Genomic DNA, 14,291 nt, shown 5'->3' with positions numbered 1-14,291 from the left:
ACCCCGCGCTGATCGCGTAGGATGGCCGAAACCCGCACCCGTTCGGTGGATAGGGTGTGTTGCCGCGAAAAGCAAGCGATCGACCCCGCCGCGCACGCGCGCGGACGCCCGAAACGCTGGTGAAGCAACCGCCTTTCCTTGCACACTGACCCATGAAACGAGAGACCGCAGTCCGACCAGACGCCGACCCCATGCCCGCCAACATCACCACCTGGTCCGTCCGCCATCCCGTCGGGGTCGTCGCCCTCACGCTCGCCGTGATGGTGCTCGGCGGGCTCTCGCTCAGCCGGCTCAACATCGACCTGCTGCCGCAGATCATCTACCCGGACATCCGCGTGCGGGTGCTGGATCCCGGCGTGCCGGCGGAGGTAATGGAGGACGAGGTGACGCGCCAGCTCGAGGAGCAGCTGGCCATCACCGAGGGCGCCATCGCCATTCAGTCCCAGACCAGCGAGGGACGCAGCGCGGTGGACCTCTCCTTCCGCTACGGCGAGGACATCGACCAGGCGCTGCAGGATGCCAGCGCGCGGCTCGACCGCGCCAAGCGCTTCCTGCCGGACACCGACGATCCGCCCATCATCTACAAGCGCGACCCCTTCCAGCTCCCGGTCGCCGAGTACGCCGTCAGTTCCAGTCTACGCGACGCGGTGGAGCTGCGCACCTGGGTCGACTACAGCCTGAGCCGCGCCCTGTTGAACCTGCCCGGAGTCGCGGCGGCCGAGGTCGGCGGCGGGCTGGAGCGCGAGGTGCAGGTGATCGCCGACCAATACCGCCTGGCCGGCCTGGGCCTGGACGTGCTGGACCTGGAGACGCGGCTGCGCCAGGCGAATCAGGACGTGGCGGCAGGGCGGCTGCGCATGCCGGACGGCGAGATCAGCGGCCGCACCCAGGGCCGGTTCGCCTCGATCGACGAGATCGTCGGCCTGCCGCTGACGGCGCCGGACCCCGCCCACCCCGTCGCCCTACTGCGGCTCGGCGAGGTCGCCCGCGTGATCGACGGCTCGGCGGAGGAGAGGCTGCGCATCCGACTCGACGACCAACCGGGGATCAAGCTCTCGATCCAGAAGCAGCCGCTGTCCAACACGGTCACGGTGGTGGACGCGGTCGATGCGGAGCTGGAGCGGCTGCGCGATCAGGGCCAGATCCCGCCGGACATCCGCATCCAGCGCGTCGACGACCAGGCGCGCTACATCCGCCATTCGCTCAACAATGCCGTCACCGCCGCGGTCAGCGGCGCGCTGCTCGCCATGGCGGTGGTCTACGCCTTCCTCGGCAGCCTGCGCCGCACCCTCATCATCGGCTCGGCCATCCCCATCGCGGTGCTGGTGACCTTCATCCTCATGGCCGCGAGCGGGCTGACCTTCAACATCATGACCCTGGGCGGGCTGGCGCTCGGCATCGGCATGCTGGTCGACAGCACCATCGTGATGCTGGAGAACATCTACCGTCATCAGCGCGAGGGCCAGTCGGCGGTGGCGTCGGCCGACACCGCCGGGCGCGAGGTCACCAGCGCCATCGTCGCCTCCACCTCGACCAATCTCGCCGCCGTGCTGCCCTTCCTCTTCATCGGCGGACTGGTCGGGCTGCTGTTCGAGGAGCTGATCTTCACCATCTCGGCGGCCATCCTGGCGTCCATGCTGGTGGCCCTGACCCTGGTGCCGGCCCTGGCCGGGCGCGTGCCAGCGGGGCGCGAGGGCCTGATGCGGACGCTGGTGAACGCCGCCATGGAGCGTCTGCAGCTGGGCTACGTCTGGCTGCTGGTGCGCTTGCTCCGCGTCCGCTGGCTCGTGGTCGCCGCCTTCATCGCTGGGCTGGCCCTCACGGTCCCTTGGCTGCTCGACGCCAGGCAGGAGTTCCTGCCCAAGCTGGACGAGGGCGACGTGCGCATCAGCCTGACCGCGGACGACGGGGTCGACCTGGAGCAGATGGACGCCCTCACCCGGGAGATCGAGGCGCTGGTCGGGGAGCAGCCCGGTGTGCAGGCCATCTTCACCACGGTCGGCGGCTTCGTCTTCGGCCGCTCCGCCTTCGAGAGCCCCAACCGCGCCAGCCTACAGGTGCTGCTGCGCCCCCTCGCCGAGCGTGAGCAGGACACGGAGGCGTGGATGACCCAAGCGCGGCAGGCGATCCAGGCGCGCGCGATCCCCGGCCTGCGTGCCTCGCTCTACACCCAGGGCATTCGCGGCATCCGCTTCAATCGCGCCGACGACGACCTGAGCCTGCGGATCCAGGGCGAGGACCTGACCGAGCTGACGCGGCTTGCCGACCAAGTGGTTGCGCGACTCAAAGGCATCGACGGACTGAGCAATGTCCAGCACAGCTATGAAGAGGTCGACCAGGAGATCGCCATCCGCCTCGATCAGGAGCGGGCCGCGAGCTTCGGGCTGGATGTCGAGGAGGTCGGCAACCTGCTGCGCTACGCCCTGGAGGGCCGGGTGGTCACCGAGTACATCGACGGCGACCGCTCCATCGACCTGCGGCTGCGGCTGGACCGGCTCGACATCGCGGCCCCCGGCGACCTGGATTCGATCATCCTCTTCAGCGACACCGAACCGCGCCGACCGATCCGCCTGGGCGACCTGGCCAGCATCGAGTTTCATCCGCAACCGGCGAGCATCCTGCGCGAGCGCCAGCAGCGGATCGTCGAGATCACGGCATCGGTCGGCGAGGGGCTGAATCTCACGGAGGCGATCGCAACGGCACTGCAGACCGCCGCCGAGGTCGAGATGCCGCCCGGCTACAGCCTCTACGAGGCCGGCAGTCTGGAGACGCTGCAGGAAGGCCGCGACATGGGCCGCATTCTGCTCGGGCTGGCGCTTTTCCTGGTGCTGGTGACCATGGCGGTGCAATACGAGTCCGTCCGCAACCCGATCATCATCCTGCTCTCCGTCCCCTTCGCACTCATCGGCGTGGTGCTGGGGCTGCAATGGACCGGGCTGCCAGTCTCCATGCCGGTGTGGCTGGGGCTCATCATGCTGGCCGGCATCGTGGTCAACAACGCCATCGTGCTGGTGGAGTTCATCGAGCTGGAGCGGCGCGCCGGGCGTGACCGGCACGACGCCATTCTCGCCGCCGCCGGTCTGCGGCTGCGGCCCATTCTCATGACGACCATCACCACCGTGGTGGGCATGCTGCCCCTGGCGATCGGCGTCGGCGAAGGCTCGGAGATGCTGCAGCCGCTCGCGGTGACCATCGTCGCCGGGCTGTCCTTCTCGACCCTGGTGTCGCTGCTGCTCGTCCCCATGGTCTATCGTGTGCTGGGAGCCAGATAGCCAGGAGCCGAGATGTCAGCCGCTGGAAATCAACCGACACCGAGCGGACGGCGTCGCCGCTGGTGGCGGCGCATCCTGGTCCGGGCATTGGCCGGCAGCGCGCTGCTCGCCGCGATCGCCGTCGCGACACTGCTGCTCTGGGTCCGGGCCAGCCTGCCGCCGCTCGACGGCGAGGAGCGGCTAAGCGGTCTGGACGCCGAGGTCATCATCGAACGCGACGCGAGGGGCCGCGTCACGGTGCATGCCGACTCCAAGGCGGATATGGCCTTCGGCATCGGCTATGCCCATGGTCAGGACCGTTTCTTCCAGATGGATCTGCTGAGGCGCGCCAGCGCCGGAACCCTGGCCGCATTGATCGGACCGACCGGCGTAGCCATCGATCAGGGCGCGCTGCGCCACGACCTTGGGGCAACGGCCCGCGCCGCGCTGGACCTGGCGACAGCGGCCGAGCGGACTGCCGCCGAGGCCTACGCGCAGGGCGTGAACGCCGGGCTGGCGAGCCTGCGGGCGCGCCCCTGGGAGTACATCCTGCTGCGCCAGACGCCCGAGCCCTGGCGCGCGCTCGACAGCTACCAGGTCGGGCTCGCCATGTTCCGCGACCTGCAGGACGAGACCAATGCACGCGAGCGCGTGCTCGATGCCGCCTCCCAAGCACTTCGGCCCGAGGTCTTCGCCCTGCTGACCGCCGTACCCGGTCCTTGGGAGGCCCCGGCCGAGGGAGAGATCGGCGGCTGGCCGGAGGTGCGCATCTCGGCAAACGGCCCTGGACGCGCGGGCAGCGAACTTCAGGCGCGGGCCGTCATCGAGCCCGGCGGTTCCGACCCGGATTCGGCCCAGGTCGGCAGCAACGCCTTCGCGGTCGCCGGCGCCCTGACCTCGGACGGCCGAGCCATCCTCGCCAACGACATGCATCTGGGGCTGGACGTGCCGACCATCTGGTATCCGCTGCGCCTCATCCGCTCGGGAGAGCAGCCGCTGGATGCGGTTGGCGTCTCACTTCCCGGCACCCCGGCGCTCGTCGTCGGCAGCAACGGACGGATCGCCTGGGGACTGACCAACAGCTATGGGGACTGGCTCGACCACGTCGTCCTTGAACTCGACCCGGATGACCCGGAGCGCTATCGCACCCCGGACGGCTGGCAACGGCTCACGCAGCGCCACGAGCGGATTGCCGTCGCCGGCGGCGAATCCATCCCCTTCGAGGTGACGCAGACGATCTGGGGGCCGATCGTCGGTCCCGATACCCAAGGCCGGCCGCTCGCGCTGCGCTGGGCCGCCCAGGCGCCAGAGGCCCTGAATCTGCGGCTGCTGGACCTGGTCGAGTTGGACAGCGTCGGGGAGGCGCTCGACCTGGCCCCAGAGATTGGCGTACCCGCCCAGAACATCCTGATCGCCGGCGCGGACGGCGTGCTCGGCTGGACCCTCATGGGCCGCATCCCGCGCCGCGTGGGTCTGGACGGACCGCGGCCCCAGAGCTGGGCGGACGGCGCGCGCGGCTGGCACGGCTGGCTCGCCGCCGATGAGGTGCCGCGCATCGCACCCGGCGAGGAGGCGCGGCTTTGGACCGCCAACGCCCGTGTCGTCGACCTCGCCGAGCAGCGGATCATCGGGGACGGCGGTTATGACCTGGGCGCGCGGGCGCGCCGGATCCGTGATCTGCTGGCGGCGCGCCCTGGGTTCGACGAGCGCGCCCTTTTCGCCATCCAGCTCGACACCCGCGCCGATCTCATGAGGCTGTGGCACGACCGGCTGGCTGCCCTGATCGAGGCGGATTCCGACCTCCCGGAGCGCCGCCGGCTGCAGCGCCTGCTGAGCGACTGGACCGGCAAGGCCGTGATCGACTCGGTGGCCTATCGGCTGGTGCGCGACTGGCGCGCCGAGGTCACTCGTACCCTCTTGCGGGCACTGGGCGCTGCCGTTCCGGCGCTCTCCAGTCCGCGGGACATGGCACGACTCCCACGCACCGAGGTCGCGGTCTGGGCCATCCTGAACGCGCGCCCCGACTGGGTGCCGAGCGAATACAGCGACTGGCCCGCGCTCGAGCGCGCCTGTCTCGATCGCGTGCTCGCGCACTGGGGTCCGCCTGACGGCTGGGCCTCCCGCACCTGGGGCGAGCGCAACACCACGGCCATCAGGCACCCGCTGTCGCGGGCGCTCCCGGGCTGGATCAGCACCCATCTCGACCTGCCTGCGCGCGCGGTTCCCGGGGACGCGAACTTGCCACGCATCGCCGCGCCGGCGTTCGGCGCCTCGGAGCGGCTCGTCGTCGCGCCCGGTGCCGAGGCACGGGGGATTCTGCAGCTCCCCGGCGGACCCAACGCCCATCCCTTCGCGGCGACGCGGCTCGGCGACTACGCGGCCTGGGCGGCCGGCGAGCCCGTCCCCTTGCTGCCGGGTCCGCCGGAGCACCGGCGGCGGCTCATCCCGGCAGAGACGCGCTGAAGGATCGTCCGCGGCCAGGGGGCGCGGGCTCGCGGACACGGCCTTTCGCGAGCGTTCGAACGATCGACAGGGTGAATCGGATGTTGCAGGATTGACAGAATTTCCCTGGGGTCGGAGAAATCGCCAAGCCTGTCGTCCGTCGAGGCACGGCACCCACCCGCGGATCGTGGAGAAAGACCTTGACCAGCGAACCCCGACGAGCCACCGACACCGATCCGCCCCGCACATGGGAGCGCCGCATTCTCGTGCTCTACGCCCATCCCTCGCCCGACCGCTCCGAGGTCAATCGACACCTCGCGGATGCCGCCATCCGAACCCAAGGGGTCACACTCGTCGATCTCTACGGGGAGTATCCGGACTACGGCATCGACGTGGATCGCGAGCAGGCGCGCCTGCGGGCGCATGAGGTCATCGTCTTCCTGCACCCGCTCTACTGGTACTCGACGCCCGCGATTCTCAAGGAGTGGCAGGATCTGGCGCTGGAGCACGGCTTCGCCTATGGGACCGAGGGCACGGCGCTGCACGGCAAGATCTTCTTCAGCGCGCTGACGGCCGGCGGACCGGAGCTGGCCTACCGCGCCGAGGGCTTTCATCACTTCGGCATCCGCGAACTGCTCAATCCGCTTGAGCAGACCGCGCACCTCTGCGGCATGGTCTATCTGCCACCGTTCGCCCTCTTCAGTGCCCGCACCGCGCTGGAGGAGGGTCGGCTGGAGACCCACATCGCGGATTGGGTGACACTCCTGAAGGCGCTGAGAGATGATCGGCTCGACATCAGCCACGCCCAGAAGCTGCGCATGCTCAATGCCGAGCTGCCGAGCCTGATCCGGGAGGACTGACCCCATGGATGGCATGCTCTTTCAACTCTTCGTCTATCTGTGCGCCGCCGTGGTCGCGGTGCCCATCGCCAAGCGTCTCGGACTGGGCTCGGTCCTGGGCTATCTGATCGCGGGCATCATCATTGGGCCTGCACTGGGACTGGTCGGGGACGAAACCTCGGAGATCCGCCACTTCGCCGAGCTCGGCGTCGTCATGATGCTCTTCCTCATCGGCCTGGAGCTGGACCCGAGCACCCTGTGGCAGATGCGCGCCCGCCTGCTGGGCATGGGCGGTCTGCAGGTCGCCCTCTCGGCCCTGTTGATCGCGGCGGCGGCTCTGATCCTGGGCGCGGACTGGCGGCTGGCGCTCGCCGTCGGACTCATCTTCTCGCTGTCGTCGACCGCGATCGTGATGCAGACGCTGAGCGAGAAGGGCCTCGCCGGAACCCAGGGCGGCCGATCGAGCTTCTCCGTCCTGCTCTTTCAGGACATCGCGCTGGTCCCCCTGCTGGCCGTGTTGCCGCTACTGGCAAGTCCGGAACTGATGCTGATCAACGCGGACGCCCTGGCGCACGCCCCGACGGCCGCGAACGCGGTCGCTCAGGTGGAGGAGATGAGTCTGGTCGCCGGTCTACCCGGCTGGGCACATGGGCTCGTGGTGCTGGGCGCCATCGCCGCCATCCTGTTCGGCGGCTATTTTCTCTCGCGCCCCCTGCTGCGCTTCGTGGCGGAATCCAGGCTGCGGGAGATCTTCACCGCCACCGTCCTGCTGCTGGTGGTCGGCATCGCCCTCTTGATGACCCTGGTCGATCTCTCGCCCGCGCTCGGCACCTTCATCGCCGGGGTCATCCTCGCCAACAGCGAGTTCCGCCATGAGCTGGAATCCGACATCGAGCCCTTCAAGGGGATCCTGCTCGGGCTCTTCTTCATCACGGTCGGAGCCGGGATCGACGTCGAGATCCTCTTCGGGGACTTCGCGACGGTGCTGGGGCTCACCCTGGGCGTCATCCTGCTCAAGGGCTGCGTCCTCTTCGGCCTGGCGCGCCTCTTCCGGCTCAAGACGCCCGATCGCTGGCTCTTCACCCTCGGGCTCGCGCAGGCTGGGGAGTTCGGCTTCGTGCTGCTCAACTTCAGCATGGCCAACAGCGTCATCGCCACCGAGGACGCCAAGCTGCTGTCGCTCGTGGTGGCGCTGTCCATGCTGCTGACGCCCGCGCTCTTCGTCATCTACGACAAGCTGATTCAGCCGCATCGCTCGCGCATGGAGCCAGCGGAGGCGGACGAGATCGACGAGCAGGGTCCGGTCATCATCGCCGGCATCGGGCGCTTCGGCCAGATCGTCAACCGCCTGCTGATCGCGAGCGGGGTGCGCACGGTGGTGCTGGATCACGAGGCGGCGCAGATCGAGACCCAGCACCGCTTCGGCATCAAGAGCTTCTTCGGGGATGCCACACGCCCGGACCTGCTGCACGCGGCCGGGATCGAGGACGCGCAACTCCTCATCGTCGCCATCGACGACCGGGATCGCGCGGTTCAGCTGGTGGAGTACGTCAAACGACGCTATCCCTCGGTCAAGGTGCTGGCCCGCGCCTTCGACATGAACCATCTCTATCTGCTGCGCAAGGCGGGCGCGGACGTGGCCCTTCGGGAGGTCTTCGACGCATCCCTGCGCCTGGGCGCCGAGGCGCTCAAGGAGCTCGGCATGCATCCATTCAAGGTGGAGAAGATGGCGCGCGCCTTTCGCCGGCACGACGAGGCGGGGCTGGACCAGCTCTACGAACTCTGGGATGAGCACCCGGATGTCTCTCGCAATCGCGCAATCATGGCGCGAGCGCGTGAGCATCGGGAAACCCTGGCACAGCTGATGGAGACGGACCGGCTGCAGCTGCACGACCGCACGGAGCGCGGCTGGACGCCGCCGCCAACGGGGGCGCAGGAGTAGGTCAGGTGTCAGGTGTCAGGTGTCAGGTGTCAGCGGCGAAATCTTACCCAAGAAGCCGGGATGTTTCTTCCCGTCTCGTGGCACCGCTCCGCGGTGCCACGCGCCTCTTCGGCGCTCTGCGCCGACCCCGCTCGATACGTGTTCAAACGTCCGGATGACTCCCACCAGTGCTTACAGAACTGTTGGCAGGTTGTTTCCCGGCAATCACGCAGTTGGAAGGCAATCGCAACGACGAAAAGCCTGTCCGGCGTCGCCGGACAGGCTCCTGGATCGGCTGATCACTGACAGCTGGTCGCTGTCAGTGATTACTTACCAGCGCGAACCGCCACCGCCACCACTGCGAGCCGGACGCTCGCCACGGGGCTTGGCCTGATTGACGCGCAGAGGACGACCCTTCAGCGGCGTTTCGTTCAGAGCCTTGATGGCGGCATCGGCTTCGGAGTTGTTCGGCATCTCGACGAAGCCAAACCCCTTTGACTCACCGGTGAACTTATCGGTGATCAGATTGGCGCTTTCGACCTGGCCGTAAGCGGCGAATGCTTCGCGTAGATCATCCTGGGTCACGGCATAAGCCAGGTTGCCAACATAGATATTCATCAGTGTCTATCTCTCAAGGAGCTGCGCATCAAAAAAATGAGTTCTCCAGCCAACCGATGCGCTCGTCGGCTGGAGGGCTTGCGGGTCGGCCGAGGCCGGCCCGCGAAGTTTGGTTGCATCGGCGGCGATCAGACGCTCGCCCGCGGCTTGGGTCTCGCGCTTCCGGGTTGGCGAGAACGCCCCCTCGGATGCTGCGCGGCACCACGCTCCGCGCCATCGGAGCGGGTCCGCGCATGGTGCTTCCGCGGTGGCTGCGACGAGCGGTTCCGCGCCGGTTCATCGTCCGCGGACTCGGATGCGGCCGTTGCAGGCAGGTCGGAGAATCCGGCGATGCGCTGGCTGTCGATGCGCCGGCCAAGCACACGCTCGATGCCGGCGAGCAGTCCGCGCTCGTCCGGGCTCACCAAGGAGACGGCTGTGCCGTTGGAGCCCGCGCGGCCGGTTCGGCCGATACGGTGCACATAGTCCTCGGGGACGTTGGGCAGCTCGAAATTCACGACATGCGGCAAGCGATCGATGTCCAGGCCGCGGGCGGCGATATCGGTCGCGACCAAGGTCCGCACCGCGCCGCTCTTGAAGTCCGCGAGCGCCCGAGTGCGCGCACCCTGACTCTTGTTGCCGTGGATGGCAGCGGCGGTAATGCCGTCGCGCTCGAGCTGTTGCGCCAGGCGATTGGCACCGTGCTTGGTCCGGGTGAACACCAGCACCTGGTCCCAGCCACCGCTCTGGATCAAATGCGACAGCAGGGCGCGCTTGTGCTCCCGTGCGATGGGATGCGCCAGCTGCGAGACCAATTCGGCGGCCGTATTGCGGCGTGCGACTTCGATGCGCTGCGGATTCTGCAGCAGACCGGTCGCGAGCAGCTCGATCTCGCGAGAGTAGGTGGCGGAGAACAGCAGGTTCTGGCGCTTCTTCGGCAGCAGCTTGAGGACACGGCGGATATCGTGGATAAAGCCCATGTCCAGCATGCGATCCGCCTCGTCCAGCACGAGGAACTCGATCTGCGACAGGTCCAGATTCCCCTGCCCGACGTGATCGAGCAGCCGACCAGGCGTCGCCACCAGGATGTCGACGCCGCGGCGCAGCTGAGAGGTCTGCGGCCCCATGCCGACACCGCCGAAGATCTGCATGGAGCGCAGCGGCAGGTGCTGACCATAGGTGCGCACGCTCTCGCCGACCTGCGCCGCCAGCTCCCGGGTCGGGGTCAGCACCAGGGCGCGTGGCAAACGGCCGCGATCGCTGGTTTGACTCAGACGCTGGAGCATCGGAAGGGTGAAGGCGGCCGTCTTACCCGTGCCAGTTTGAGCACCGGCGAGGACATCGCGACCTGAAAGAATGGCAGGAATGGATTGGACCTGAATAGGGGTGGGCTGGGTGTAGCCCTGCGCGGCGACAGCGCGCAGCAGTTCGGCCGACAGGCCGAGCTCAGCAAAAGACATAAGTGCTCCTGGGTCGGCCTACCCAGGGATTTGCTGGGCCGGTCTAGGCTGTGTGGGGGACGTATCGTAACGGGTGAGCCTATGGAGGGGGATTCAACCGAGAGACGGGCAGCGCCGACCGGATGGCGCTGAATCTGGCCAGCACGATACGCGAATGCTGGCGAAATGCAAAGCGAAATCAGTGACGCCATTCGCAGTTCTGAAAAAGACACCCCGATGACATCGATAGACCCTGAGGACATCGATCGGCGTCGCCCGCGCGCGTTTGCCGGCGCGATGCTGGGCGCGCCGGGCGGTCTCGGCGCGAGAAAGCGCACATTGGCCCCATACTCATGCCATCACGCCCAGATCACGGCAGCATCATGCGCATCCTGATCGTTGAAGACGACCCTCTACTCGGCCCTGGCCTCAAGACCGGGCTCGCCCAAGACGGCTACACCGCCGACTGGGTCCAGACCGCCGCGCTGGCGGAGCATGCCCTGAGTGTCGAGCACTTCGATGTCGCGGTGCTCGACCTGGGACTACCCGGCCGCGACGGGCTCTCCCTACTCCGCGATCTGCGCGGCCATGGGATCAAGCTTCCGGTCCTCATCCTCACGGCGCGTGACACGGTGGCGGACAAGGTCGCCGGGCTGGACGCCGGGGCGGACGACTATCTGGCCAAGCCCTTCGACCTCGATGAGCTGACCGCCCGCATCCGCGCCCTTTCGCGCCGGTGCAGCGGTCATGCCACCCCCCTCCTCAGAGCAGGAGCCCTGGAGCTGGATACGCGCAACCGTCGCGTGACCTTGGCGGGCACCCCTCTGGAGCTCCCGCCCAAGGAATATGTCTTGCTGCAGACCCTGATCGCGCACGCCGACCATGTGGTTGCGCGCGCGCGTCTCCTGGCCGCCTGCTACAGCTGGGAGGACGGCCTCGAGAGCAACGCCCTGGAAGTCCATATTCACCATTTGCGCGGCAAGCTCGGCAAGCAGCGGATCCTGACCCTGCGCGGCGTGGGCTACAAACTGGTCTCTCTGCCACCCCGATGAAGTCCATCAGGCACCGACTGCTACTCTCGCTCTTCGTCGTCTGGGCAACGATCTGGATCGCCGTTGCCGCCGTCTCTCTCGATCGCTCGGAGCACGAAGTCGGCGAACTGATGGACGCCCAATTGGCTCAGACCGCCCACGTCCTGCGCCAGATCACGCTCGCCGGCCACCTGCCGGACGTCGTCGGGTCGCCACAGAAGCTCTCACCCATCGGGCACGCCTATGAATCCATGATCAGCTTTCAGCTGTGGCGCAAGGAGAAGCTCATCAGCGCCTTTGGCGCCGCCCCGAAGGAGCCGCTCGGCAAGGCGCCGGGCTTCTCCGAACATCGGATCGCGGACACGCTCTGGCGCGTCTTCGGGCTCCCCACCGGGAAGGCGGGCGAGATCATCTATGTCGGACAGAGCTACGGCATCCGCCAGGAGCTTATCGAGTACCTGACGATCCATGCGCTGCGCCCCATCCTCTGGTCCATGCCCTTGGCCGTGCTGCTCATCTGGCTGGCGGTCACCGACGGCCTGCGCCCGCTGCGACGGCTGACGAGCCAGATCGCGCATCGCTCGGCCGACCAGCTCGACCCCATCGACACGCGCCGCATCCCCATCGAGATCCGCCCGCTGACGGCCGCGCTGAACGGGCTCATGAAGCGGCTGGATCGGGCGCTGGCGGCCGAGCGGCACTTCGCCGCCGACGCCTCTCACGAGCTGCGCACACCCTTCACCATCATCCGCACCCATGCCCAGATCGCCCAGCGCAGCAAGAACCCGGACGAGCGTGACCAGGCACTCGGGCGGCTGATCCGCGGCATCGACCGGGCAAGCCACCTGATCTCGCAGTTGCTCATCCTCTCGCGCCTGCATCATCGCGTCAGCGATGGGGAGGCGAGCAGCAGCTCGCTCGTGGCGGCAGTCACTCAGGTTCTGGAGGACAAAGCCGCCATCGCCCAGGCCAAGGACATCGCCCTGACATCGAGGACGCCACCCGACGATGACGCCTTGGTGGATCTGTCGCCGGCGCCTCTCTCGATCCTGATCGGCAATCTTCTGGACAATGCCATCAAGTTCACCCCCGCGGGAGGCAAGGTCCAGGTCGTGGTCGCGGCACGGCGCGGCCATCTCCTGCTGCATGTGACCGACTCCGGACCCGGCATCCCAGCCGCGGACCGCGAGCGCGTCTTCGACCGCTTCTACCGACCGATCGGCCAGGGCGAGCCCGGGGCCGGACTGGGCCTGTCGAGCGTGCGTCGGATCTGCGACCTCTATCACGCCGACATCGAGGTGCTGGATACCGATACCGGCCAGGGCCTGCTCGTCGAGGTCAGATTCCGCCGCATGGCCTGAGCGGCGCATTCCGGAGAGACCCCGCCCGAACAACGCCGGGCGGACGCGCCCATCTCGCAAGGCTCGGAGCTGGAATGACGGGCACGCCGAGGGCTAGCTCGAAGCGCCGCTCAGGCTTTGCCAATGGGCTGCAAGGCCACGAAAAGACCTTCGACCTCCTCTCCGTACTCCATCCTGAGATAACCCTGCTCCAGGCGCAGAATCTTCAGGTCCGCGTCCGCGGCCAGCTCGCGAATCGTCTCCGGGTGATGGCTGTAGCGACCATTGTCGTTCAGCTTGCAGGGCTTCCGAGCGCCCAGCTCGAGCGAGAAGATGAAGAGACCATCCGGCTCGAGCAAACGGCCAGCCGCGCGCATCACCGGCGCGAGATCGCCGAAGTAGATCAGCGAGTCGCAGGCAAGAATGAGATCGAAGGATCGGTCACAGCGCTGGAGCCAAGCGCCGATCTCGGCCTGCTCGAGCGCGTCGTAGAGACCGCGCTCGCGCGCGAGATCCAGCATGTGGGACGAGAGGTCGACGCCGGTCAAATGCGCGCATCGCGGCCGGACCTCGACTCCTGCAAGCCCGGAGCCGCAGCCCAGCTCCAGCGCCCGGAGCCGGCCGCGCGCCCCCATCAGCTCGGCGATCAGGGCCGCGAGTCGCCGAGGCGCCTGGTAATCCAGCTCCTCCAGCATGTTCGACTCATAGAAGGACGAAAAACGCGCGTAGAGCTGCTCGATACAGTCGTTGTCCGCGCGCGCGGGGGGTGGCTCGTCGCGCAAGGCGATGAGGAGATGACGCACCTCGGCATCATAGGGCTGGAGCGCGAGGTAACGCTCATAGGCGGCGCGCGCGTCCGCCCGGCGGCCCAGGATATGACTCAGCTCGCCCAGCGCCGCCCAATGGCCGGCATCCTCAGGCTCACACTCGCCGGCGTGGTACTGGCAGATGAAGGCGGCTTCGTAACGGCCCTCGTCCTTCAGCCGCCGGGCCAAGTCGGCCGCATCCATGACCGGCGCCGCTATCGGCGCCGTAACGAAGAGGCCGGCCCGCAGACCCTGCTCGATGCAGAGCCGTACCTGGTCGTGCTCGCCATCGGGCAGCATGGGCGCCACGAGACGTTGGATCTCCTCCAGGGGGCGCTCGCCGTCGCACAGCTCACAGATGAGCGAGGCAAGCGGATTGACGCGATGGACGCGGTCCGCGACAGGATCGTAGGCGAGCAATCCCTCCTCGCCAGGACAGAAGAAGAGGCCGGGATGGAGACGCGGAGCCTGCATTCAGGTCAGACCTTGAGAGACGCCAGCCCGGCAGTTGCAGAACCAGCGCCTCGCGGACATCACGACACCGCGCCTAGCGCCCGCCCTTGCCGCCACGCCCACCGCCACCACCACCGCCGCCTTTACCGCGGGATGGCCGACCACCACCGCC

Annotated in this window: 9 protein-coding genes; 6 read left to right on the top strand and 3 right to left on the bottom strand. The window is 67.9% G+C overall.

Going from position 1 to position 14,291, the window contains the following annotated elements:
- Positions 1 to 152: 152 nt before the first annotated feature.
- The 4 genes from CKO23_RS12115 (at position 153) to CKO23_RS12100 (ending at position 8,474) form a co-directional block, all read left to right on the top strand.
- Positions 153 to 3,272: an efflux RND transporter permease subunit gene (locus tag CKO23_RS12115; protein WP_242482399.1), complete on the top strand. Its 3,120-nt coding sequence runs from the start codon at positions 153 to 155 to the stop codon at positions 3,270 to 3,272.
- 12 nt (positions 3,273 to 3,284) lie between these two features.
- On the top strand, positions 3,285 to 5,714 hold the full coding sequence (locus CKO23_RS12110) for a penicillin acylase family protein (RefSeq protein ID WP_200331442.1): 2,430 nt from the start codon (positions 3,285 to 3,287) through the stop codon (positions 5,712 to 5,714).
- Between the two features lie 179 nt (positions 5,715 to 5,893).
- Positions 5,894 to 6,553, top strand: coding sequence for an NAD(P)H-dependent oxidoreductase (locus CKO23_RS12105; RefSeq protein ID WP_200331440.1), 660 nt, complete (start codon positions 5,894 to 5,896; stop codon positions 6,551 to 6,553).
- A gap of 4 nt (positions 6,554 to 6,557) precedes the next feature.
- On the top strand, positions 6,558 to 8,474 hold the full coding sequence (locus CKO23_RS12100) for a monovalent cation:proton antiporter-2 (CPA2) family protein (RefSeq protein WP_200331438.1): 1,917 nt from the start codon (positions 6,558 to 6,560) through the stop codon (positions 8,472 to 8,474).
- A gap of 309 nt (positions 8,475 to 8,783) precedes the next feature.
- Here the strand turns inward: CKO23_RS12100 and CKO23_RS12095 are convergent, their stop codons facing one another.
- Entirely contained in the window at positions 8,784 to 9,071 is a 288-nt protein-coding gene (locus CKO23_RS12095) for an RNA recognition motif domain-containing protein (RefSeq protein ID WP_200331436.1), read from the bottom strand.
- Between the two features lie 128 nt (positions 9,072 to 9,199).
- On the bottom strand, positions 9,200 to 10,510 hold the full coding sequence (locus CKO23_RS12090; RefSeq protein ID WP_200331434.1) for a DEAD/DEAH box helicase: 1,311 nt from the start codon (positions 10,508 to 10,510) through the stop codon (positions 9,200 to 9,202).
- A gap of 332 nt (positions 10,511 to 10,842) precedes the next feature.
- On the opposite strand from CKO23_RS12090, the gene CKO23_RS12085 reads away from it, so the two are divergent.
- Positions 10,843 to 11,541 (top strand): response regulator, encoded by a 699-nt coding sequence (locus tag CKO23_RS12085; RefSeq protein ID WP_274600215.1) that lies wholly within the window; start codon positions 10,843 to 10,845, stop codon positions 11,539 to 11,541.
- Positions 11,538 to 12,881, top strand: coding sequence for an ATP-binding protein (locus tag CKO23_RS12080; RefSeq protein WP_200331432.1), 1,344 nt, complete (start codon positions 11,538 to 11,540; stop codon positions 12,879 to 12,881). The genes CKO23_RS12085 and CKO23_RS12080 overlap by 4 nt, the downstream gene beginning before the upstream one ends.
- A 110-nt stretch (positions 12,882 to 12,991) precedes the next feature.
- On the opposite strand, the gene CKO23_RS12075 is transcribed toward CKO23_RS12080, so the two are convergent.
- The gene (locus tag CKO23_RS12075; RefSeq protein ID WP_200331430.1) at positions 12,992 to 14,140 is read right to left on the bottom strand and encodes a methyltransferase domain-containing protein; all 1,149 of its coding nucleotides are present in this window, start codon (positions 14,138 to 14,140) and stop codon (positions 12,992 to 12,994) included.
- Positions 14,141 to 14,291: the final 151 nt, after the last annotated feature.

The organism is Thiocystis violacea, assembly GCF_016583565.1.
GTDB classification, from domain to species: Bacteria; Pseudomonadota; Gammaproteobacteria; order Chromatiales; family Chromatiaceae; genus Thiorhodococcus; species Thiorhodococcus violaceus_A.
Note: the sequence above shows the minus strand (reverse complement) of the source record. Positions and strands in the feature narration are given on the sequence as shown.

Excerpts from the sequence above, each read along its gene's own strand:
- CKO23_RS12115 (WP_242482399.1), top strand. The coding sequence starts at position 153 with ATGAAACGAGAGACCGCAGTCCGACCAGACGCCGACCCCATGCCCGCC.
- CKO23_RS12085 (WP_274600215.1), top strand. The coding sequence starts at position 10,843 with ATGCCATCACGCCCAGATCACGGCAGCATCATGCGCATCCTGATCGTT.
- CKO23_RS12075 (WP_200331430.1), bottom strand. The coding sequence starts at position 14,140 with ATGCAGGCTCCGCGTCTCCATCCCGGCCTCTTCTTCTGTCCTGGCGAG.
- CKO23_RS12100 (WP_200331438.1), top strand. The coding sequence starts at position 6,558 with ATGGATGGCATGCTCTTTCAACTCTTCGTCTATCTGTGCGCCGCCGTG.
- CKO23_RS12110 (WP_200331442.1), top strand. The coding sequence starts at position 3,285 with ATGTCAGCCGCTGGAAATCAACCGACACCGAGCGGACGGCGTCGCCGC.
- CKO23_RS12080 (WP_200331432.1), top strand. The coding sequence starts at position 11,538 with ATGAAGTCCATCAGGCACCGACTGCTACTCTCGCTCTTCGTCGTCTGG.
- CKO23_RS12090 (WP_200331434.1), bottom strand. The coding sequence starts at position 10,510 with ATGTCTTTTGCTGAGCTCGGCCTGTCGGCCGAACTGCTGCGCGCTGTC.
- CKO23_RS12095 (WP_200331436.1), bottom strand. The coding sequence starts at position 9,071 with ATGAATATCTATGTTGGCAACCTGGCTTATGCCGTGACCCAGGATGAT.